This is a genomic window from Snodgrassella sp. CS2 (assembly GCF_050310315.1).
GTDB lineage: Bacteria > Pseudomonadota > Gammaproteobacteria > Burkholderiales > Neisseriaceae > Snodgrassella > Snodgrassella alvi_E.
On sequence record NZ_JBNPBA010000001.1, the window covers coordinates 196,841 to 218,371 of the forward strand.

21 protein-coding genes are annotated in these 21,531 nt (G+C 38.9%); 4 read left to right on the top strand and 17 right to left on the bottom strand.

Annotated elements, in window-relative coordinates:
* Positions 1-35: 35 nt before the first annotated feature.
* Positions 36-2,837 (top strand): DNA polymerase I, encoded by a 2,802-nt coding sequence (gene polA / locus ACQP6D_RS01020; protein ID WP_427857461.1) that lies wholly within the window; start codon positions 36-38, stop codon positions 2,835-2,837.
* Positions 2,838-3,012: 175 nt separating this feature from the next.
* On the opposite strand, the gene rpe is transcribed toward polA, so the two are convergent.
* Positions 3,013-3,714: a ribulose-phosphate 3-epimerase gene (rpe, locus tag ACQP6D_RS01025; RefSeq protein ID WP_427857236.1), complete on the bottom strand. Its 702-nt coding sequence runs from the start codon at positions 3,712-3,714 to the stop codon at positions 3,013-3,015.
* A 115-nt stretch (positions 3,715-3,829) separates the two neighbouring features.
* Here rpe and ACQP6D_RS01030 point away from each other — a divergent pair, with 115 nt between their 5' ends.
* Positions 3,830-4,231, top strand: a complete 402-nt coding sequence (locus ACQP6D_RS01030) for a Spy/CpxP family protein refolding chaperone (RefSeq protein ID WP_100140178.1) — start codon at positions 3,830-3,832, stop codon at positions 4,229-4,231.
* A gap of 108 nt (positions 4,232-4,339) precedes the next feature.
* Here ACQP6D_RS01030 and ACQP6D_RS01035 read toward each other — a convergent pair whose 3' ends face one another.
* From ACQP6D_RS01035 to dnaB, 6 genes are all read right to left on the bottom strand, one after another.
* A complete protein-coding gene (locus ACQP6D_RS01035; RefSeq protein WP_100156977.1) occupies positions 4,340-4,795 on the bottom strand; it encodes a type IV pilin protein in 456 nt (151 codons plus the stop codon).
* Positions 4,796-4,827: 32 nt separating this feature from the next.
* The gene (locus ACQP6D_RS01040) at positions 4,828-5,439 is read right to left on the bottom strand and encodes a pilus assembly PilX family protein (protein ID WP_427857237.1); all 612 of its coding nucleotides are present in this window, start codon (positions 5,437-5,439) and stop codon (positions 4,828-4,830) included.
* Between the two features lie 36 nt (positions 5,440-5,475).
* Positions 5,476-6,408 carry a PilW family protein gene (locus ACQP6D_RS01045; RefSeq protein WP_427857238.1) on the bottom strand — a complete coding sequence of 311 codons (933 nt, stop codon included), beginning with the start codon at positions 6,406-6,408 and terminating at the stop codon, positions 5,476-5,478.
* A complete protein-coding gene (locus tag ACQP6D_RS01050) occupies positions 6,408-6,884 on the bottom strand; it encodes a type IV pilus modification PilV family protein (protein ID WP_267390285.1) in 477 nt (158 codons plus the stop codon). Before ACQP6D_RS01050 ends, ACQP6D_RS01045 begins: the two co-directional genes overlap by 1 nt.
* 32 nt (positions 6,885-6,916) lie before the next feature.
* Entirely contained in the window at positions 6,917-7,627 is a 711-nt protein-coding gene (locus ACQP6D_RS01055) for a GspH/FimT family pseudopilin (RefSeq protein WP_267390284.1), read from the bottom strand.
* A 105-nt stretch (positions 7,628-7,732) separates the two neighbouring features.
* Positions 7,733-9,124, bottom strand: coding sequence for a replicative DNA helicase (gene dnaB, locus ACQP6D_RS01060; protein WP_100140173.1), 1,392 nt, complete (start codon positions 9,122-9,124; stop codon positions 7,733-7,735).
* Between the two features lie 213 nt (positions 9,125-9,337).
* On the opposite strand from dnaB, the gene ACQP6D_RS01065 reads away from it, so the two are divergent.
* Positions 9,338-9,922: a superoxide dismutase gene (locus tag ACQP6D_RS01065; RefSeq protein WP_100140172.1), complete on the top strand. Its 585-nt coding sequence runs from the start codon at positions 9,338-9,340 to the stop codon at positions 9,920-9,922.
* A 54-nt stretch (positions 9,923-9,976) separates the two neighbouring features.
* On the opposite strand, the gene ACQP6D_RS01070 is transcribed toward ACQP6D_RS01065, so the two are convergent.
* The 10 genes from ACQP6D_RS01070 to radA form a co-directional block, all read right to left on the bottom strand.
* A complete protein-coding gene (locus ACQP6D_RS01070; protein ID WP_100156973.1) occupies positions 9,977-10,789 on the bottom strand; it encodes a MetQ/NlpA family ABC transporter substrate-binding protein in 813 nt (270 codons plus the stop codon).
* Between the two features lie 294 nt (positions 10,790-11,083).
* Positions 11,084-11,752 (bottom strand): methionine ABC transporter permease, encoded by a 669-nt coding sequence (locus ACQP6D_RS01075; protein WP_100152537.1) that lies wholly within the window; start codon positions 11,750-11,752, stop codon positions 11,084-11,086.
* Entirely contained in the window at positions 11,749-12,762 is a 1,014-nt protein-coding gene (locus ACQP6D_RS01080) for a methionine ABC transporter ATP-binding protein (RefSeq protein WP_427857239.1), read from the bottom strand. Before ACQP6D_RS01080 ends, ACQP6D_RS01075 begins: the two co-directional genes overlap by 4 nt.
* Before the next feature lie 179 nt (positions 12,763-12,941).
* A complete protein-coding gene (locus tag ACQP6D_RS01085) occupies positions 12,942-13,724 on the bottom strand; it encodes a ChbG/HpnK family deacetylase (protein WP_427857240.1) in 783 nt (260 codons plus the stop codon).
* Positions 13,717-14,130, bottom strand: coding sequence for a GtrA family protein (locus tag ACQP6D_RS01090; protein ID WP_100140167.1), 414 nt, complete (start codon positions 14,128-14,130; stop codon positions 13,717-13,719). Before ACQP6D_RS01090 ends, ACQP6D_RS01085 begins: the two co-directional genes overlap by 8 nt.
* Positions 14,127-15,089, bottom strand: coding sequence for a glycosyltransferase family 2 protein (locus ACQP6D_RS01095; RefSeq protein ID WP_267390279.1), 963 nt, complete (start codon positions 15,087-15,089; stop codon positions 14,127-14,129). The genes ACQP6D_RS01090 and ACQP6D_RS01095 overlap by 4 nt, the downstream gene beginning before the upstream one ends.
* Positions 15,090-15,181: 92 nt before the next feature.
* A complete protein-coding gene (locus ACQP6D_RS01100) occupies positions 15,182-16,657 on the bottom strand; it encodes a glycosyltransferase family 39 protein (RefSeq protein ID WP_427857241.1) in 1,476 nt (491 codons plus the stop codon).
* Positions 16,658-16,833: 176 nt separating this feature from the next.
* A complete protein-coding gene (locus ACQP6D_RS01105; RefSeq protein ID WP_370470075.1) occupies positions 16,834-17,484 on the bottom strand; it encodes a fumarylacetoacetate hydrolase family protein in 651 nt (216 codons plus the stop codon).
* A gap of 146 nt (positions 17,485-17,630) precedes the next feature.
* Positions 17,631-17,948: a putative quinol monooxygenase gene (locus ACQP6D_RS01110; RefSeq protein ID WP_267390276.1), complete on the bottom strand. Its 318-nt coding sequence runs from the start codon at positions 17,946-17,948 to the stop codon at positions 17,631-17,633.
* A gap of 82 nt (positions 17,949-18,030) precedes the next feature.
* On the bottom strand, positions 18,031-19,404 hold the full coding sequence (radA, locus tag ACQP6D_RS01115; RefSeq protein WP_427857242.1) for a DNA repair protein RadA: 1,374 nt from the start codon (positions 19,402-19,404) through the stop codon (positions 18,031-18,033).
* 561 nt (positions 19,405-19,965) lie between these two features.
* Between radA and putP the strand changes: the two genes are divergently transcribed.
* Positions 19,966-21,453 carry a sodium/proline symporter PutP gene (gene putP, locus ACQP6D_RS01120; RefSeq protein ID WP_427857243.1) on the top strand — a complete coding sequence of 496 codons (1,488 nt, stop codon included), beginning with the start codon at positions 19,966-19,968 and terminating at the stop codon, positions 21,451-21,453.
* Positions 21,454-21,531 lie beyond the last annotated feature (78 nt).

Genomic DNA, 21,531 nt, shown 5'->3' on the forward strand with positions numbered 1-21,531 from the left:
TTGAAAGTTTCTGGGCTAAATTTGATAATTCTGGAATTACAATGCAAAAAAAATTATTACTGGTTGACGGTTCATCTTATTTATACCGCGCATTTCATGCTTTAGCACCTTTAACCAGTCCTACAGGAATGCCCACGGGGGCATTATACGGTGTACTGAATATGCTCAGACGTCTGCGCATGGATACAGCACATGATTATGCCTGTTGCGTATTTGATGCAAAGGGCAAAAATTTTCGCCATCAGATGTATCCAGAATACAAAGCCAACCGTCCCCCCATGCCTGAAGATTTAAGGCCACAGGCTGAGGCTTTACCAGAACTAGTCAAATTGATGGGATGGCCTGTATTATCTGTTAGCGGTGTAGAAGCAGATGATGTTATAGGTACATTATCCTGCATGGCACAACAGGCTGGATACGAAGTAATTATTTCCACAGGCGACAAAGACATGGCTCAGCTGGTAAATAATCAGGTGACTTTAGTCAATACCATGAGCAATGAAAAGCTTGATATCATAGGTGTAATAGAAAAATTTGGTGTTAAGCCTGAACAAATTATTGATTATCTAAGTTTAATTGGAGATAAGGTCGATAATGTGCCTGGTGTTGATAAATGCGGGCCAAAGACAGCTGTAAAATGGTTAAAGGAATATGAAACCTTGCAGAATATCATCCAGCACGCCAACGATATTAAAGGTAAAGTTGGAGAAAACTTACGCCATGCAATACCTAAACTTCCCCTTTCTTACCAGCTAATCACAATTAAAACAGATGTAAACCTGCAAGATGTATTACCACGCGGACTAGAAGATTTAAAACGTCAGAAGCCAAATTGGCATGAATTGATACCAAACTTTCAAGAACTTGGCTTCAAAAATTGGTTAAAAGAAGCGCAAACGCATCTGGATGAACATCACTTAAGTGATTCTAAAGAGCTAACAGGAGATATGTTTGCCGAATCAGAAATCATTAAAAACTCTGGTACAGACAATAATACAATTAGCACTGAAACGGATTATTTAAGGAACATTCCTAAACAATATTCAGCAATTACAACAAATGAACAATTAACAGAATTAAAAACACAGTTAGAAAACGCCCATACCATCGCTCTGGATACTGAGACCGATAATCTAGACGCCATGAAAGCTAATCTAGTAGGTATCAGCATCGCTTTAGAACCAGGTAAAGCCTTTTATATTCCTGTAGGTCACACCCCTACTGCTGTTAATGAACAGCTACCTTTAGAAACGGTATTAAACTGTTTGAAGCCTTATCTAGAATCAAATGAGCTTGGCAAAATCGGTCAAAATATTAAATATGACCAACACGTATTAGCCAATTATAACATCGGCCTAAATGGTATTATTGGTGACTCTATGCTTGCTTCTTATATTGTCGAAAGCCACCTTGGCCATAGTCTGGACGAGCTAGCACTCCGGCATCTAAACTGGCAGACTATTAAATATGAAGATTTATGTGGTAAAGGCGCCAATCAAATTTGTTTCTCCGATGTGCCTCTGGATGAAGCTGTGAATTATGCTGCAGAAGATGCAGATGTGTCATTGCGTTTAGAAATTTTACTCCGGCAGCAAATGAATTCAGCTCAGCTAGAGCTTTACCATCATCTAGAAATTCCAATTGAGCGCATATTATTTCTCATGGAACGTACTGGAGTATTAATTGATCGACAAGAATTAACACAACAGAGCCACGAGCTAGGCAATCAGCTAATCAAACTTGAAGAACAGGCATATCAGCTGGCAGGCCAACCATTTAATTTAAATTCCCCCAAACAACTGCAGGCCATTCTATTTGATAAAATGGGTATCCCAACTACGGGACTTAAAAAAACATCATCTGGTGCAATTTCAACCAATGAAGCTGTGCTTGAGAAACTGGCAACGGATTATCCCCTCCCCAAGCTCATTCTACAGACACGAACACTGGCAAAACTGAAATCCACATACACCGACAAACTCCCTCAGCTGATAAATTCAGACACTGGGCGTGTACATACTACCTACGCGCAAGCCGTAGCCATCACAGGTCGACTGTCTAGTAACAACCCAAATCTGCAAAATATACCTGTCCGCACAGAAGAAGGCCGCCGAATCCGCAAAAGTTTCATCGCCCCACCCGACCAGCTAATCGTTTCTGCCGACTACTCTCAGATAGAACTACGTATCATGGCACATCTTTCAAAAGATGCCACTCTGATTGATGCCTTCCAAAATAATGAAGATATCCATAAACGCACAGCAGCCGAAATTTTTTCTACTTCGCAAAATGAAATAACAGCTGAACAACGTCGGTATGCTAAAACGATTAATTTCGGACTGATTTATGGTATGAGCGAATATGGTTTGGCGAAATCATTAGGAATCGAATTGCAAGCAGCTCAACATTTCATATCACGCTACTTTAGTCGTTATCCAGGTGTGCATGAATATATGGAAAAAACTAAAGAACAGGCATTCAAACACGGTTTTGTAGAAACTTTATTTGGTCGGCGCCTCTACTTACCTGGTTTAAAAAGCAGCAATGGTACAGAACGTGCTGGAGCTTTGAGAGCAGCCATCAATGCGCCAATGCAAGGAACTGCTTCTGATTTAATCAAGCGAGCTATGATTACAGTGCAAGATTGGCTGGAACAACAAAATATGCAATCAAAACTCATTATGCAGGTACATGACGAATTGGTATTACAAGTAACAGAGTCAGAACTTTCCGATGTAATGCATCAATTACCAGAATTAATGTCAGCTGTTGCCAAATTAAGCGTTCCATTAATTGCTGATGTTGGCAGCGGACATAATTGGGAAGAAGCTCATTAAACAAGCATTTTGTAGAAATATTTCGATTGCAAATTGAGAGAAAAAGCAGTCTGCTATAAATGACTGCTTTTTCATAACCTACTGAATATATAAAATTAAATGTTAATATATAAAATTAACAATCATATGGCAATATAAACATAAATTATTAACATATTAATTTTATGCGATTTAATTAGATTTGTCCTTCTTTAGCTAATTGTTCACGCATTGCCGATATTTGTTTGCCATAATCCTCAAACCCAAATATAGCAGAACCAGCAACAAAAGTATCAGCCCCTGCTTTTGCTATTTCAGCAATATTATCTATCTTAACACCCCCATCCACTTCAAGACGTATATAGCGTCCATTATTATTGGCATATGTATCAATTATGGAGCGAACTTGTCGAATTTTTTCTAAAGTCGAAGGAATAAAACTCTGACCACCAAATCCCGGATTCACGGACATCAGTAATATTACATCCAATTTATCCATTACTTGCTCTAAAACATATACTGGAGTAGCAGGATTTAAAACCAACCCAGCCTTACATCCTGCTACTTTAATCAGAGATAAACTTCTGTCTACATGCTTACTAGCTTCAGGATGAAAAGTAATAATATCTGCCCCAGCGCTAGCAAATGCATTAATCATATCGTCTACTGGCTCTACCATCAAATGCACATCTATAGGAACAGAAGCATAGGGTTTGATAGCCTGACAAACCATGGGTCCAAATGTCAGATTCGGCACATAATGATTATCCATTACATCAAAATGTATCCAGTCTGCACCTGCGTCAATAACGGCTTTTATTTCATTTCCCAGAAAAGCGAAGTTTGCAGACAATATACTGGGTGCAATGAAAAAATCATGCTTTTTTAAGTTATTCATAAATAAAAGACTCCAAGTATATAATATTCTTTACGCAAGTTTACGGCCATTATATGTGCTTGACTGCTAATGAAGTATACTCATATTGTCCGATGGAAATTAAAGGGAGAACACAATGGTAGCACTTTGCTGGCAAAAAATAGTACGCTATTGTACCGGCATTGCACTATTCGCATTCACTTGCTCTACTTTTGCTTCTGGACAAGTTAATTGTGATGTCCGCAAGCTAGAACTAACACAAATGCAAAAAGCCAGACTCAGATTTATTAGAATGCAGTATAAACGAAATCAGGATACCAACCTACAACGTACTGCAAACAACAAACGTAAAAATGAACAATTAAATCAGATTCTGATGCAACCTAAATTTGATGAAGCTGACGCCAAACGGTATGTTTTAAACCATTATATGCCGCGGATGCAGCAAGACGTAGATGAATTAAAAGTTCAGCATGAATTTTTACAGGTTTTAAATCGGCAACAACGTCTTAACTGGATAAATAACTGTTTGCGCTGAAATTATAAATATAGATTTGTTTAAATATCAATAGTAAGAATATAACTAAGATATTTATTGTTATCCTTTAATATATTAGTATTAAAAAATTTTAGCGTTCGCTTTTAATTATTGTTTTTTACATTCAGGGCTTCCAGATGGATCACTTATATTACTGACGTCTTTATTATCACAAATATAAGTACTTGAATCACTGCTCATCCAAATGGATTTTTTTAAATTTATTCCCCCTTTTGGTTCAGCATATAGATGAAAATCACTGCAATTATCGGTACTATCACAAACTCCGGCTATTGTATATTTCCTATCCACGTTAGTATTTTTACCAACATGATTTTTAATTGCTTCGTCTATATTTGACTTTTGTATATTACTATTAAACAAACTCAGTTTTTGCTGGGCAACATCCTGATTGATCATAATCAATGTAGAAGTAGCATCTGCTAAATCTGCTTTTTCTATATAGTTATCATAGGCTGGTAAAGCAAGAGCTACCAGTATTCCCATAACAGCTACTGCGATAATAAGTTCTATTAAAGTAAAACCATTATTATATTTTCTCATGCATCTGCACCAAGTATAAAGTTTATATCTTATCAAAAATCATATAGAGATGCCTGAATGGTTTCCTCAACAATGCTAGTAGTACTATCATTTTTTCCCCAACCTTTGGCCGTAATTCTAAATAAATATATACCTTTACCTGCATTACTATCTGGACCCAAATATTCGATGACATATCTAGATTTGATTTCGTTATTTTGTGCTGAAGATGAAGTCGTATTGTCTGGTTGAACTTTGGTTGATGGATCTTTATTTTCTTTGCCATCTATATTTGAAAAAACATTTGTTCGTTTCCAAACAGCTGGTAATTCACCGCAATTCTCTTCAACAGCAGCTAAAACACTTTTTTTATCCGCATCTATTCCATTAGCTGCACATAATCCATCTTTACAATCGCATGAAAAAAATTGTTGTTTTTTCAAGCCTGGCCATTGACTGATTCTATTTTCTGCTACTTTCAAACCAATCTGAGCATTCTGAAGAGCAAGCTGATGATCACTATCATTAGCACTGGTTCGAGTATCCATTGATGTGCTTTGCATCGTAGCTACAACCAGAAATGCAATAACAATCATCATTATCAGAACTAGAAATAATGCAAATCCAGACTGTCTGGTTTGTAATGATCTATAATCGATTTTCATATCAGATGTCATATTCCAGAATAGTTTATCTGTAAATTATTTACCACTTGTACAAACTTCACCCTGTCTAACACTTGCATTGATTTCATAATCTATTTCAGTATTATCTGTACTTGTGCTTGTCAAATTTGGATTTACACTAAGTGTAGTTTTAATCATTACCGGAGGGTGCAAAAAATCCAAATCCAAATCTTGTTTATGGCTGATATTTGGTTCTAACGGCTTCATTTGTCCTGTATCAGATGCACTAGAAGCAGCTAAATTCCCGTGAATAAGTGGACATTCTGAATCTTTATGTGCATCATAATAAAAATCATATTTGGCTTTTACGACATTACTCACGATCAACTCTGGAGCACTCCACATTTGGTTACTGTAATTTATACGATAAAAACCGGGCTTAGAATCAAAAACCGTCGTCCCTACCAAATAAACAACCCCACTTACAGCTTCACCAAGTTTTTCATGCTCACCCAGTTTTTTAATGTCAATATTGCATTGGCTAGCAAGAATATTATTGGCTAATTTATCATTTATAAACGTAAGTACTAAAGGTTTGCTTCCTGCTACAGGTGTGACACCAATATCTTTAGTGAATGCAGTAGATAAATACTGTTTATTATTAGAGTTAGTGAATGCTCCAGTAAAAATGTCATTTAATTCATTAATATCAGGGGGATTCATACAGCTAAAATTAGCTAGCTGACGCATATCACTTCGTATAACATTCGAAGCATTACGAACATCTTGTTCATAATTTATTCGTGTCTTAACCTGTTCTTTTAATTTATAAGTTGCTAGAAAGGTTGAGCTTGCTGCTAGTAACACAATAATACTGATTGCCGTTGCCACCATGAGTTCAACCAAGCTGAACCCTTGCTGTCTGACTAGAAAATTCTTTGGTTGAGGCTCTATATGGATTTTTCTCATCAGTACAATCCTAATATTCTTATTTAATGTTTTTTTCATTATTGTCCTGCAGTCAGAGTATACGAAAAGCTATTATTATTAACATTATTATTCTTATCGTTTTTGTCCAGTGCCTGACCACTCCAAGAAACATCTATCTTACCATTTCGAATAGTACAGGAAGTTATTTGTGCATTAGTTAAATGAATATTTAAACGATTATTACAGTTGGCATCATCAAAATTTGAATAATCTTTAGCTATATATAATATTTTATTTTTATTTTCATCTAATTTTTCTTTAAGGGAAATTCTAGCTTCTGAATTCATTAGTTCGATATAATTTTGCACTGCTCTTGTTACTTCTCCTTGGTTTGCAGCATTAATTGAAGTATGCACCGCTGTAATCTGAGCCAGCATCAATGCCAATACACCAAATGACAATACAAACATAGCCACAATTGCTTCTACAATAGTAGAGCCATTTTGTTTCTTTAATTTATGCAATGAATATACAACTGAATGGCATTGATTCATAAACTTATCCAAATATTTTCATATTAATCATTTTAGTTAAATAATTGAGAAGTACAAATCTGAGTATTTGAAACCGAATCATTCCCAGATTTTCCATAACAGGCAATCGGCTTACCGCTTGGTGTTATTATGATTCGTCTTTTAATGTCTTCATATTTAGCATCAGTAACTTCTAACGCTACACTGGATTGCCCTATATCCCAATTAGATGAATTTTTGCCATTACCTAATCCAAACTGACCATTTGGCATGAAAGCTAGCATTTTGGATTCTGCAATTTCGTCTTTACAATCAGCCTTGCCATTTTTACACACACCCCAATGCATTTTAACTTTGATTTTATTTATATTATCATCATAATTCTGATTTAAAGCTACTGTGCGTACTGATGTATCTTTAGAGGCATTATACGCACCATCTAAATCATTATCACTGAACGCAATAAAACCTTGCCATTTTGTACCATTTTCATAATCGCCAAAATTTACACAAGTATTAGAAGTAGAAGTGTTTTTTCTAATTAATGTGGGGCAGATTAAAACTGGAGTATTAGTACGTATAGCCTCAGCTCTGGCAAACTGAAACATTGCAAGTAATTGATCAGCACGGTTATAAGCTCGATGGGAAGCAACCAAATGATTCATAGCTGGTAAGGCTACAGCCGCAAGTATGGCTGTAATTGCTATAACGATTAACAGTTCTATCAAGGTAAAACCAGCATTGCTTGGTTTGGATGAAACCATAATTCAACCCTAAAAGTGCCCAAATTAAGTTAATATGGAATTATTTTCGTATAATTTTACAACATTTCACTGGTTTATGACTATTTTTCTGGCTTGAAAACTGAATTATTCATCAAAATAACCTTCAGGCATGGCCGCATTGTCAAATTTAGTAAACTGACCTTGAAATGTCAGATGCACTTTCCCTGTTGGACCATTACGGTGTTTACCAATAATACATTCTGCCAATCCCTTAAATTGGCTGTCTGGATGGTAGTACTCGTCACGATACATAAACATAATCAAATCAGCATCCTGCTCAATTGCACCTGACTCCCTTAAATCTGACATCATGGGTCGTTTATCTGTTCTCTGCTCTACTGTACGAGATAATTGTGACAATGCGATGATGGGTACCTGCAACTCTTTAGCTAAAGACTTGAGAGAACGTGAAATTTCTCCTAATTCTGAAGCTCGGTTATCTGAGCGTCCAGAGCCGGACATTAATTGTAAGTAGTCAAGCACGATGAGACCCAATTTACCACCCTGCTGTCTGGCAAGCCGTCGCGCACGTGCACGTACTTCTAATGCAGTCAAACCGGGGGTTTCATCAATAAACATAGGAGCATCAGTAAGTTTAACTACTGCATCGTTAAGTTTACCCCAGTGTTCATCCTGTAACTGTCCGGTTTTGAGTACACTTTGGTCTACTCGCCCTACTGAACCAAGCATACGAAGTACCAGCTGTGCTCCACCCATTTCCATTGAGAAAACTGCAACCGGCAATTTTTCTGCTATAGCGACATGTTCTGCAATATTCAGTGAAAAGGCCGTTTTACCCATAGACGGGCGTCCGGCTACAATAATCAGATCCCCCGGCTGTAGACCAGAAGTCATTTTATCTAGATCAATAAATCCAGTTGACACCCCAGTAACATCGTTTTTATTGTCCCGTGAATATAAATAATCAATCCTTGTAACAACTTCTTTTAATAACACCGGCATGGTTAAAAAACCCTGCTTCGACCTTGCGGTAGATTCTGCTATCTGAAATACACTATTTTCGGCTTCATCGAGCATCTGTGCAGCATCTTTACCCTGCGGACTATAGGCTGAGCGTGCTATCTGTGTCCCTACCTGTGCCAGCTGACGCATAATAGAACGCTCTCGAACTATCTCGCCATATCGGCGAATATTAGCTGCAGAAGGTGTATTCTGAGCTAATGTAATTAGGTACTCAAGGCCGCCAGCTGCATCCAGCTCTTCTCTTCGTTGCAGCTCTTCCTGCACGGTAATGACATCTGCAGGACGGGAAAGCTCAACCAGTGTTTTTATACCCTTAAATATAAGCCGATGTTCATGACGATAAAAATCATTTTCATCTATTACATCCGCGATTCGGTCCCAGGCACTGTTTTCCAACATTAAACCACCCAGAACAGACTGTTCAGCCTCCATTGAATGTGGTGGAACGGCCAGCTGACTGATTTCTTCGTTGTTTATATTGTTTTCTTCCATATATTCTTACTTTAATAACTTCTTTTTCAATTTTACCATTAAGACCATGCTTATTTGCCGCAGGTGAGAGCAGTGTATTACAATATTAACGAACCATATAAAGGTTTAAGGTGAGTTAAACGTTCTATATATTTGCAAATAGATATCATTTGCCTGAACGATAGACGCACTGTACAACACAAACTAACCACTCTATCAGAAGGAATCGCAACCATGGAACATAAATTACCGGTTTTGCCTTATGCTTTAGATGCATTAGCACCTCATATTTCCAAAGAAACCATGGAATATCACTACGGTAAGCATCATCAGACTTATATCACTAATATGAATAATCAGATTAAGGGTACTGAGTTTGAAAATATGCCACTTGAAGAAATTGTTAAGAAATCTTCAGGCGGTTTATTCAATAATGCTGCACAATCATGGAATCACACATTTTACTGGTTTGGTTTTGCACCCAAAGGCGTGGCACTAACTGAAAATGGAGCCTTGGCACAGGCCATCAATGCTAAATGGGGCAGTTTTGATGCATTTAAAGAAGCGTTTGATAAAGTAGCTGCCGGAACATTCGGTTCTGGCTGGGCTTGGCTGGTAAAAACACCGGCAGGTGAACTGGATCTGGTATCAACCAGCAATGCGGCCACTCCATTGACTACTGATAATAAACCTTTGCTGACATGTGATGTATGGGAACATGCTTATTACATTGATTATCGTAACAGCCGTCCTAATTACTTAAGCAATTTTTGGGAAATTGTTAACTGGAGCGAAGTTGAAAAACGCTTTGCAGCCTGATACAAAAATAAAAAAACTGCCTTAATTTAAGGCAGTTTTTTATGGATTCCTGTTTCAGTTTTTTTCTTCAGGAATATACCAGTAGTGCTTGGTGTTATGAGTTTGCATATATTGCTTGAAATCATTTGAATTATATGCAGCCTTTACTGCTTGAGCCCATGGTTTTTGCACATTATCTGACCTTACAGCAACTACCAGTTCAAATGAAGGGACAATGTCTTCCTGAAGCAATGCCAGATCAGGATTAATTTTAGCTGCATAGGCTCTGCTTCCAGGAATAACTGAATAATCGAAATCAGACAAAGTGCGAGGAATATTTCCCGGATCCAGTTCAGTAATATTCAGCTTATAGGGATTTGATTTAATATCATTTTTGGAAATCATACCTGGATTAGATAAGGGGCTTAGAGTAATCCATCCTGCTTTGGCTAACAATCGGTATGCTCGTGCAGCATTTGCCGGATCATTAGGTACAGCAATTGCACTCCCATTTTTTATTGCTTGCAGATTGGTATGGCGTTTGGAATAGATTGCTGTAGGTACGGTGGGTATATGAGTTAATGCTACCAAATTAGCTTTTTTATTTTGGTTAAACGCATCCATATAAGCAGTATGTTGATCAACATTGATGTCGACACTACCTTGCTGCAAGGCAATGTCTGCCTGCATCAAATCTGAAAAATCAATTTGCTTAATTTGATAACCCTGTTTTTCCAGTATCGGCTTGATGGCATCAAGAAACAACTGGCTATAGGGTCCAGGCGAAGTGCCGATAACAATCTGTTTAGTACTGCTCTGTTCTTGCTGGCATGCAACGAGTGCCAGACATGTCACAATTAATATCAAAAAATACTTTATCAGTTTCATACCATTTGTTCCGATTGTGGGTAATTTAAAATTTCATTTTATAAAATAATATCTTTTTATTTTTGAATGGAAATTAATAACATTAATTGATTCCGTGAAATAAAAATTTGTTTTACTCTGCAATTCCTATTTGCTCGCTGATGAATATATCGAGCATAGGTTTTACTCAGAATAAAATTAGTCTGTATATTCTCTTGAATAGCAGCAATGATAATAGAATAGTTATCTACTAACCAAAGAACGTAATTTTATAAGGTTATAATTAAAAAAGACGGCTTTAAGCCGTCTATAAGGTTAATTTTTTTTGGCTCTAGCCGCCAGCCAGTTACCCAAAGTCTGAATGATTTGTACGATTAATACCAACACGATAACAGTAACGATCATAATCACATAATCAAAGCGCTGATAACCGTAATTTACTGCCAAATCACCAATCCCCCCTCCTCCTACTGTTCCGGACATTGCTGTGGCATCAATTAAACCAATCAATGCTGTGGTTAAGGCAAGAAGTATTGAGGGCATCGCCTCTGGTAGAATAAAGTAGCGAATAATCTGAAAATTTGTGGCACCCATTGATTGAGCTGCTTCGATAATTCCTGCTGGCACACTTAGTAATGAATTTTCTATTAGACGAGCAATGTATGGTGAAACAAATATTATCAGTGGAATAATCATTGCCTTAGTGCCAATAGATGTATGAATAAATATACTGGCAACCGGCAAGACACATATTAACAAGATGATAAAAGGTAATGAACGGACAATATTTATAATGATATTTAGCAGGTTATACAAAATAGGTTTAGGCCACACGCCACCCTGACGTGTCAGCAACAGTAAAACGCCTAAGGCAGTACCCAATATTGAACCGAGTACAAAAGAAATGCTGACCATATTAAAAGTCTGCAATAAAGCTGTACCAAACTGGTCAGCTGTTAGTGAGGTATCCATCCAATGATTCATACACCACCTCTTTCAACCTTAACGCCTCTTTCCTGCAAAAACGCCACTGCTTTGTCTACATCTGTTTCTGTGCCATTCATCTGAATAAACATGCTACCAAGCACAACGCCTCCTATTTCACGCATATTGGCAAAAAGAATATTGATTTCTACGAGCTGCTTCAAAATTAGCTCATTAACAACAGGTTCTCTGGCTGAATCACCTAAAAATTCTAATCTAAATATATTGCCTTGTTCTGTCAGACTCTCTAATACAGCTTCTGGTATTTCTGCATTGATAACGGTACTAACAAATTTTTTGGTTGTTTCTTGCTGAGGTGCTGAAAAAATATCCAGTACAGAACCTTGCTCGATAACTTGACCTTTCTCCATTACCGCTACTTTATTGCAGATAGAACTGATTACTTCCATTTCATGGGTTACCAGCAAAATTGTAATATTGCGCTCACTATTGATTTGTTTTAATAATTTTAAAATAGAAAGGGTTGTCTGCGGGTCTAGCGCTGAAGTAGCTTCATCGCATAAAAGTATAGAGGGTTCAGTAATTAAAGCTCGTGCAATGCCAACGCGCTGCTTTTGTCCACCGGACAATTGGCTGGGATAACTCGCTTTTTTGCCGGACAAATCAACATAAGAAAGCATGGCTTCTACTCGACGCTCAATTTCTTCCTTATTTATGCCCTGTAAAACTAATGGAATGGCAATATTCTGAGCAACAGTTTTGGATTCTAGCAAATTGAAATGCTGAAAAATCATGCCAATTTTTTTCTTGTGCGCACGTTGTGCCTTCACATCCAGCTTATTTAAATCAACACCATCTACTTTAACGATACCTGAAGTAGGTTTTTCCAGTTGATTAACCTGCCGGATTAAACTGCTTTTGCCTGCTCCACTCCAACCGATCAACCCGTAGATATCACCGGTATCTACAGTAAGATTGATATCATTTAAGGCATGTACTTGCTGTTTGTTTTTGATATAAGTTTTTTTTATATTTTCAAATATGATCATAACGACCCTTAATAACCCTGAGCGACTTCTTCCTGTTTATATATGTGTAATGCGATACAAATAGTGTACTTGATATATTATGAATGTGCAGAGGGATTCACCCAAGCCAAAGGCTAAAAAATGCAAGTATACTGTAAATAGTAGTGAAACTGGCTAGAATTGTGATATTAAAATAAAGTTTACTGAAGAGTTAGGCTTTGTAGCAATGTTTGCCAGTTTGCCTTTTGACATTGATGCTGCTGCCAGCACAAAGCAAATGCTTCGCTTTTCAGCCACAACCATTCAGTTTCACGCGCCGCTTTAATCTCGTCGGTCCAAAATTTGGATGGTACAGCCGGATGGCACATGATAAGCAAACCACTATCAGAAGCACTTGCCAACCATTCATTCCATTTAAACTCTAGTATCTGTCTGTCAGCTTTAAAACTGTAAATACCAGCAAAAGCATGATTGTGCGGTATATGTGCACTTTGTAAAGATTTATCCAATTGTGAGCCGCCGAGGGCATGAATTATCTTAGCTTTTATATCTCGTTGCGTGGTTTTTGTACTGCGAATAGCAATTGTATTGTCGTAACGTCGCAATAATGTATTAATTAATACGGAACGTATCTGCGGAAACTGATGGACATGTTGATGTCCGTCCACAAAAACTGGTTTCGCGCCGATTTTATCTTCAAATAAATCCAGCTGTTGATTAATTGCATCCTGTATTTTGTTTTGTTTCCATCCATGCAGATAGGATTTGAATAAAACTCGTTTTAGACCACCCGAAGCCGCGAAACCGGTTAAATCAAAGTGCAAGCCTATGTCGATGTGATGCCTTTTGAGCTCAGCCACCTCATCTGGTGCAATTGTCCCAAAACTCATAAAACTGCTAGCCTGTATACGTTGCATCTCCGCTAAGCGCAGAACGGCTTCATTAACAGCTGGAGACAGCCCCAAATCATCAACATTAATCATGACTGGTTTCATGGCTTACTTTCTCGTTAAAGGCCCAAAACTTACCCAGTAAAAAAGATAATACCATTACGATTGCGGTTACAATAAACCACAACCACCAGTAGGCCTGATTTCCAAACCAATTGATTCCGGCCATAAACAGAATCTGATTTAATGCAAATCCCGTCAAGGAACTGCAAAACCAGCGCCAGAGTGCCTGCAGCCAAGTATAGCCTGTTTGGCTGAATGTAAAATGATAGTGGCCGACAAAGCTAACCACGAATCCACATAAAAAGGCCATTGGATTAGCGATTACAGGCAACAGTTTTGCATACTGTACGAGCAGTACAAGACAGGAAAAGTGCGTTGCCGCAGCAGCTGAGCCTACAACAACAAACCACAAACCCTGTTTAGATAATGATTTCATTTTTGGTCGCGACTGTCCCACACTTTGTCCACCAGATAAAGCGGCCGTTGTTTCACTTCTTCATAAATACGGCCTATATACTCACCAATAACCCCCAGACAAACCAATTGAATGCCTGCGGAAAACATTATTCCCGCAGCCAGTGTAGGCCAGCCGGCAAGATCTTTTCCAAAAAACAGGGTATCACCAACGATGTATAGTCCGTATATGATGGCCAATAAAGAAAGAATCAGACCCATACGTGAAATCCAGCGCAAGGGTCGTTGTGAAAACGAAGTGATTCCAACAAGAGCCAGCTCAAACAGACTAAAATAATTAAATTTACTCTTTCCTGTCTTTCGCGGAGAAGCCTGAAATGGGATATACAGGGTGGAAAAACCTACCCATGCGTACAACCCTTTCATAAATCTCTGGCGCTCCGGGAGTTGCAATAAAGCTTGAACAACACGTTGCTTCATCAAACGAAAATCGCCCGCATTAGGGGTCAGCTCATAACGGTGCGTATCCTGCATGAAATGATAAAACCCATTTTTTAAAGTCCGGATTAACAGGCTTTCGTGTTCTCGCGAGGTTTGTACTGCTGCCACTACATCCACATCTCTGGTATGCATTAAGTCCAGCATTTCCTTCAGCACAACTATTGGATGCTGTCCATCTGCATCCATCATCGTCACTAGCTCCCCCTGAGCTTGTGCCAATCCAGCAGTAAGTGCTGCTTCCTTACCAAAATTGCGCGAAAATTGTATTAGTCGCAAAGCTGTATTTTGAGGAAGCTGTTCTTTGAACTGCTTATAAGCAGCACTTAAATGGTCTTTACTACCATCATCAACTAGTATCACTTCACAAGCTTGCTCCTGCTGTCCAGTAAAAGAAAATAACTCTGGCAAAAAACGTTTTACCGCTGCAGCATCATTGTATATTGGTAAAATAATACTCAAACCAATTCTATTTTTTTCCATTTAATTTACCTCGCAGGCTAATACCAAAGCAAATAGCTCAAATTCTGAGTAAATAATAGCCAATTTTCATGCTATAAAAAATATACCTGTTGTTATTTAAGACATTTTTTAGGTATATAAGCCTGCCAGATTACTTTCAGCGGTTCGCGCTCAGGTAATTTGGTCCATTTTATAAACCATTCTCCTTGCTTCATCACCATATCAGGCTGTTGATTTAGTGTTTTTAACCAGGGCAAGTTTGGCTGCTCATTAGCCGGCCATATTGCTAAAGTTCCATGCTGATGCAAGCGTTCAGCGTTCATCCATGGTGAATAGGCTGCTTCACCAGAAACCATCACCGAAGGTGAAAATTCAGAATAAGAAGCCACTAGTAAAACAATCCAGTCAGAACCCGTAACACTATCCAGTTTACATGAAGAAAACGTTTGCCACTGCATATCTGCTTGTGTAGCCAGAGCCTGCTGCGGCCAGTCCATGCGTGAAGGTTTATGACGTATGCGTGCACCAAATTCAACATAGATAGCCATCAATATAGTAACAAGCAATGCCCAGATAGCAATGCCTTTGAGCAAGGAGCATTTTTTAAGCGTAAACACCTGTTCAGGAATCAGCGCAACTATAATCAATCCGGAAAGTCCCCACATCGGCATGCCCCACATGTCGCGTAAACCTAATCCAAAAATCAAACCAGCACCAACAAGTAATAGCGTCGGCATCAATCCCATCCATAATAGGAAACGCCAGTCTGACTGATAAAGGATTTGTGCTGGTGTACGCAAGCTCAGGCGTGTCCGATTACAAAGCAATATCAGCAATAGTGGAAGATGATTGATTATCTGTGTCCCCAGATAGCCCAATGCAGCCAAATGGCCATTGCGACTGGCATCTTCAGCAGAACGGGCTGAAGCATAAGTTAACGGTAACCAATCATGCTGTGTCAGCCAATATACATTCGGAGCAAATACCATCAAAGCCAGAAGCATTGCCAGCCAAGGTTTCGGTGAACACCACAAGCGGCGGCAAGAAGTGCACAAGGAATACAGCAGCATGGTAAAAATCAATACTGCCACTGTGTACTTCACCAGCATACCGGCACCGGCTATAAATCCAAATATTAACCAATAGCGCCAGTGATTTTTTCGTGTCGCAAGATAAAATGTATAAACCAGCCCCAACCAGACTGGCATTTGTGCGATATTATGATTAAATTCTAATGATGGCCAAGTATAATAAAACACAGCCAATAAAAACAAACTGCCTAAAAAAGCTCTGGCCGGACTCATCAGCTCACGTCCAAACAAATAGGCCAACCAAAGGCTTAAAGCTATAGTGCACTGGCTCAGAATATAGGGACCAATGTGTCCAAAAAGATTATAAAAAGAATATAAAACCCAGCTTGAAAGAGGTGGATGCTTATAATATCCCCATTGCCATTCTCGACCCCAGTAAATACCTTCAGGTACGTCCAATGGATAGCTGGCGGAAAGTATAAATGGCAGTACTGCCCAAATAATAAAATAAAGTGCCAACCACCAAGGCAATCTGACTGAAAACGGTTTGCTTGACATGGAAAGTTTTAGTTTTTGGAAACCTACTATTATAAGGGTATTGAAAAAAATAGGGGTAATTGGAAAATATAAACCCTGCGCCGAGCAATGATCGGATGCTGATTGCTTAAAATTCGACAAAAAGCTTAAGCGCAACTGGATAACCAATTGCGCTTAAATATCTCCAGCTAGATCATCTACGCCACTTGAAATTCAACTGAAATTTTTTCCGGCCAGATTAATTCCAATTCATCTCCAGATTTAATGGCTGCAACACCTGACGGTGTACCTGTATAAATAATATCACCAGCCTGTAAGCCATATACACGTGATAAATAACTGATAATTTGGCAGCAAGTAAACATCATATCACCGCTGTTTCCACGCTGACGTATCTGCCCATTAACCTTTAAATAGAAATCCTGCTGCTGAATATCATTAATTTTATCGGCAGCAATGAAAGATGAAATACATGCAGCAGTGGGAAAACCTTTAGCTTTCTCCCAGGGCAAACCTTTCTCCTTTAACTTACTCTGCACGTCACGTGCTGTTAAATCCAAACCAATTGCATATCCGCCCACAAAATCTAAAGCGGTATCTTCCCCAACATCTTTAACGTCTTCTTTAATGTAAATTACTAGTTCACATTCGTGATGCACATCCTGACTATATGCAGGCAGTATGATATTTTCTCCAGCCTGTACCAGTGCAGAAGTGGGTTTCATAAATACCACGGGTTCTTCAGGTTTAGCATTATGCAATTCTTTTACATGTTCGGAATAATTGCGACCGATACAAAAAATATTACTTACAACAGCCTCTTGGCCCTCGATCTGAATGGTTTTCAATCTCGTGTCCCCATAAAATATCGTTCAGTCTGATAAAGCTATCGGTTGGATTCTTACAGCTTTACACATAAAAAAAACCAGAATATTGAAAACTGATTCTGGCTTTATTATGAGCGATTACATAGTTAATTACCGCCTAAACCGACTTAAAAACTGGTAATTTCACTCAATTTTAACAACTGCATAGGTTCTTTTAAATAAGGTTCTACAGTTTTAATCAAAGTTTGAAAATGAGCAGTTTGTCCATGCTCGTTAATGGCTGCTTCATCAGCCCAGCATTCCACAAATACAATGCGGTCTTTTTTATCAAGATCTTTATTAGCTGTATAAAATACATTGCCCCGTTCCTGACGTGACATTTTCACGCATTGCTCAACCGCTGCTGAAATGTTCGGCCATGCATCTGCTTTCAATTCCATTGTAGCTACAAGCTTGATAGGATTTGACATAATTTTTATCTCCATTTTTTAGAACCAATACCATTTAAAAATAGTATTTATCACTAACAAGACTATTCCTTTAATCGTATTCTGGCAAATATAATCATCAATTGCGCCGGCTGGCATCCACTCCCTCCTGTACCGAATTGACACCAATAATCGTTAACCCCGGAAAATCTGCTGCTCGTTTCGGACAATTGGCTACCGGCACAATGGCATGAGTAAACCCCAGTTTTTCTGCCTCTCGTAAACGCTCCTGGCCGCGAGGCACAGGGCGAATCTCTCCGGATAAGCCCACCTCGCCAAATACAATCAGCTTTTCCGGCAACGGACGGTTACGATGGCTTGATAACATAGCCAGTATTACAGCCAAATCGGCAGCCGGTTCGGTAATTTTTACACCACCAACCGCATTGAGAAACACATCCTGATCATAGCAAGCAATACCTGCATGACGATTAAGTACAGCCAGCAGCATTGCCAGCCGCTCCTGTGCTAGTCCCACCGTTAAACGTTTTGGCGCAAAACCATGCGCATCATCTACCAATGCCTGAATTTCCACCAGTAATGGGCGTGACCCTTCCTGAGTAACCAGTACACAGGAACCGGGCACATCATCACGGTAGCTGGATAGAAACAAAGCAGATGGATTAGATACCCCTTTAAGCCCTTTTTCAGTCATAGCAAATACGCCTAATTCATTGGCAGCACCAAAACGATTCTTAATCGCACGAATCATGCGATAATTAGAGTGAGTTTCACCCTCAAAATACAAAACCGTATCCACCATATGTTCTAAAACACGTGGACCGGCTATTGCACCATCCTTAGTAACATGTCCTACCAGCAGCATACTGATACCCTGTTGCTTAGCTAATCTGGTTAGCTGAGCAGCACATTCGCGTACCTGCGAAACCGATCCAGGTGCAGAAGTAATGCTGTCGGAATACATAGTTTGAATTGAATCAATTACCACTACTTTGGGATTCAGACGTGCTATAGCAGCGCTTATGGCCTCAACACGGATTTCTGCCAGTAAGTGCACCCTATCCGCTTGGATACCAAGTCGTTGAGCTCGTAAAGCCACCTGTTGCGCAGATTCTTCACCGGAAACATACAGTACTGACTCTTCTTCAGCCATTAAAGCAATTGTTTGCAACAGTAAAGTAGATTTACCTATGCCGGGATCTCCACCCAGCAAAATAACAGCACCATCCACCAGACCTCCGCCCAGTACCCTATCAAGCTCATTCATACCGGTAGGCGTACGCTGGACTTCCACTGCGCTTACCTCTGCCAGTAACTGTACTGCAGACTGACCAGAGACCCATGATTGAAAGCGGCTATTGCCACTAGCAGCAGGCAAAACCATCGTTTCTTCTAGCGTATTCCATTCACCACAGTGCGGACAACGACCTTGCCATTTTGGCGATTGACCACCGCAACTGCGACATTGAAACTGAGTTTTTTGTTTTGCCATTATTTCTTTCCGATAACCCGCTTAGAATAGAAAACCATTTTAAGAATTTAAATATTTCTGCTTTTGCCAATACCTAATGCGAAAAACTCAACCATTACAAGCCTTATTCATGCCTCATATAAATAGAATCTAATGATTTTTGATAAACAACAATATTTATATCTACATTGCCAGATTAAAAACTTTATCAGCGTATCTAAATAAATCGTCACTGCTGGCATAAAGTTGAAACTATCTAAAAATATCCGAATAGCTTTTCAATCTATATAATGAGAAATTGGGATGGCGGATATACAAAATAATTCTCAAGAATATATATGTGTAAAGTATTATATACTTCTGGTATCGAACCTATGCAGGATAAATTGAAACTATCCAGATGCACATAATCAGTGTCTAATAAAACAATGGTTATTACATTTCCCTGATTTTACTATCTGTATCTTTTGCAGACATATAAACAATTCTGTAAATTATTTCAAATAAACCTCCTGATTTTAGGCATATTACCTTTACCAAAACTGATATCATATTCCATATACATAAACAGGTTTTAAAAAAATGTCCTTACCAATGATAGTCACCTTTGCAGTGTACATAGTAGGAATGATAGCGATTGGATTTTTTGCATATCGTTCAACGCAAAATTTCGGCGATTATATCTTAGGGGGACGTCGAATTGGCAGTATTGTTACTGCACTCTCAGCCGGAGCTTCAGATATGAGCGGCTGGCTGCTAATGGGTCTGCCGGGAGCTGTATTTTTGTTTGGGATATCACAAAGCTGGATAGCCATTGGCTTGATTATCGGAGCGTATTTAAACTGGTTGCTGATTGCTGGTCGTCTCCGAGTATTTACTGAAATTAATCATAATTCTCTGACACTGCCAGATTATTTTGCACGCCGTTTTGATGACAATAGCTCTTTACTACGTATTATCTCAGCGCTAATTATTCTTATCTTCTTCACCATTTACTGTGCTTCAGGGGTAGTTGCCGGTGCCAAACTATTTGAAAGTACCTTTGGAATGAGTTACGGCTGGGCTATGCTGGCAGGAGCAGGTGCGACAATCATTTATACTTTTGTCGGTGGTTTTTTAGCTGTAAGTTGGACAGATACTATTCAAGCCAGTCTAATGATGTTCGCTTTGGTTTTAACACCTATTATGGTAATAATAAATGCCGGCGGTCTTTCAGATTCAATTGTCTATATTCACTCCTTAAACCACGACTACACTAATTTATTTGCCCATATGGATTTGGTTGCAATTGTTTCTTTGCTAGGCTGGGGTCTGGGCTACTTCGGGCAGCCGCATATTCTTGCCCGCTTCATGGCTGCTGACTCACATAAAGTGATGAAAAATGCTCGTCGCATCAGTATGACATGGATGGTTTTATGTCTGGCTGGGGCGGTTACCGTTGGCTATTTCGGCATAGCCTTTTTTGCCCGACATCCTGAACTGAATTATCTAGTAAGCCACGGTAAACATGAACGTATTTTCATCGAACTGTCAAAATTGCTTTTTAATCAATGGATAGCTGGCATCATCCTAGCCGCTATACTCGCTGCAGTAATGAGTACCCTGAGTTGCCAATTACTAGTTTGTTCCAGCGCCCTCACTGAGGATTTCTATCGCTCTTACTTTAGACCTAAAGCAAAGCAAAGAGAGCTAGTATGGGTAGGACGAAGCATGGTGTTATTGGTTTCAGTCATTGCTATCTTATTAGCAATTAATCCGGATAACAGCGTGCTGGATTTGGTCAGCCACGCATGGGCCGGCTTTGGAGCAGCTTTCGGACCAATCATAATTTTTTCAGTATTCTGGTCACGAATGACACGTAATGGCGCTTTGGCCGGTATGATTACAGGGGCGATAACCGTACTTTTGTGGATCAATTTCAAGTGGTTTAATATTTATTCGCTTATCCCGGGCTTTCTGCTTGCTTCAATAGCCATTGTGCTATTCAGCCTGTTTGATAAAAAACCAAATCAATTGATACAAAATCATTTTAAACAAGCACATGATCGTTATCATAACAATACGGATTAAATTACAATCTCGCATATAAATATTTCAACATCAGGTACCCTAACCAACACAACAGCAAACGAATTTATTTTATTACAA

Bases quoted from the DNA above. Each gene is read 5' to 3' on its own strand.
- rpe (WP_427857236.1), bottom strand. From the start codon at position 3,714: ATGAATAACTTAAAAAAGCATGATTTTTTCATTGCACCCAGTATATTG.
- ACQP6D_RS01030 (WP_100140178.1), top strand. From the start codon at position 3,830: ATGGTAGCACTTTGCTGGCAAAAAATAGTACGCTATTGTACCGGCATT.
- ACQP6D_RS01035 (WP_100156977.1), bottom strand. From the start codon at position 4,795: ATGAGAAAATATAATAATGGTTTTACTTTAATAGAACTTATTATCGCA.
- ACQP6D_RS01040 (WP_427857237.1), bottom strand. From the start codon at position 5,439: ATGAAAATCGATTATAGATCATTACAAACCAGACAGTCTGGATTTGCA.
- ACQP6D_RS01045 (WP_427857238.1), bottom strand. From the start codon at position 6,408: ATGAAAAAAACATTAAATAAGAATATTAGGATTGTACTGATGAGAAAA.
- ACQP6D_RS01050 (WP_267390285.1), bottom strand. From the start codon at position 6,884: ATGAATCAATGCCATTCAGTTGTATATTCATTGCATAAATTAAAGAAA.
- ACQP6D_RS01055 (WP_267390284.1), bottom strand. From the start codon at position 7,627: ATGGTTTCATCCAAACCAAGCAATGCTGGTTTTACCTTGATAGAACTG.
- dnaB (WP_100140173.1), bottom strand. From the start codon at position 9,124: ATGGAAGAAAACAATATAAACAACGAAGAAATCAGTCAGCTGGCCGTT.
- ACQP6D_RS01065 (WP_100140172.1), top strand. From the start codon at position 9,338: ATGGAACATAAATTACCGGTTTTGCCTTATGCTTTAGATGCATTAGCA.
- ACQP6D_RS01070 (WP_100156973.1), bottom strand. From the start codon at position 10,789: ATGAAACTGATAAAGTATTTTTTGATATTAATTGTGACATGTCTGGCA.
- ACQP6D_RS01075 (WP_100152537.1), bottom strand. From the start codon at position 11,752: ATGAATCATTGGATGGATACCTCACTAACAGCTGACCAGTTTGGTACA.
- ACQP6D_RS01080 (WP_427857239.1), bottom strand. From the start codon at position 12,762: ATGATCATATTTGAAAATATAAAAAAAACTTATATCAAAAACAAACAG.
- ACQP6D_RS01085 (WP_427857240.1), bottom strand. From the start codon at position 13,724: ATGATTAATGTTGATGATTTGGGGCTGTCTCCAGCTGTTAATGAAGCC.
- ACQP6D_RS01090 (WP_100140167.1), bottom strand. From the start codon at position 14,130: ATGAAATCATTATCTAAACAGGGTTTGTGGTTTGTTGTTGTAGGCTCA.
- ACQP6D_RS01095 (WP_267390279.1), bottom strand. From the start codon at position 15,089: ATGGAAAAAAATAGAATTGGTTTGAGTATTATTTTACCAATATACAAT.
- ACQP6D_RS01100 (WP_427857241.1), bottom strand. From the start codon at position 16,657: ATGTCAAGCAAACCGTTTTCAGTCAGATTGCCTTGGTGGTTGGCACTT.
- ACQP6D_RS01110 (WP_267390276.1), bottom strand. From the start codon at position 17,948: ATGGAGATAAAAATTATGTCAAATCCTATCAAGCTTGTAGCTACAATG.
- radA (WP_427857242.1), bottom strand. From the start codon at position 19,404: ATGGCAAAACAAAAAACTCAGTTTCAATGTCGCAGTTGCGGTGGTCAA.
- putP (WP_427857243.1), top strand. From the start codon at position 19,966: ATGTCCTTACCAATGATAGTCACCTTTGCAGTGTACATAGTAGGAATG.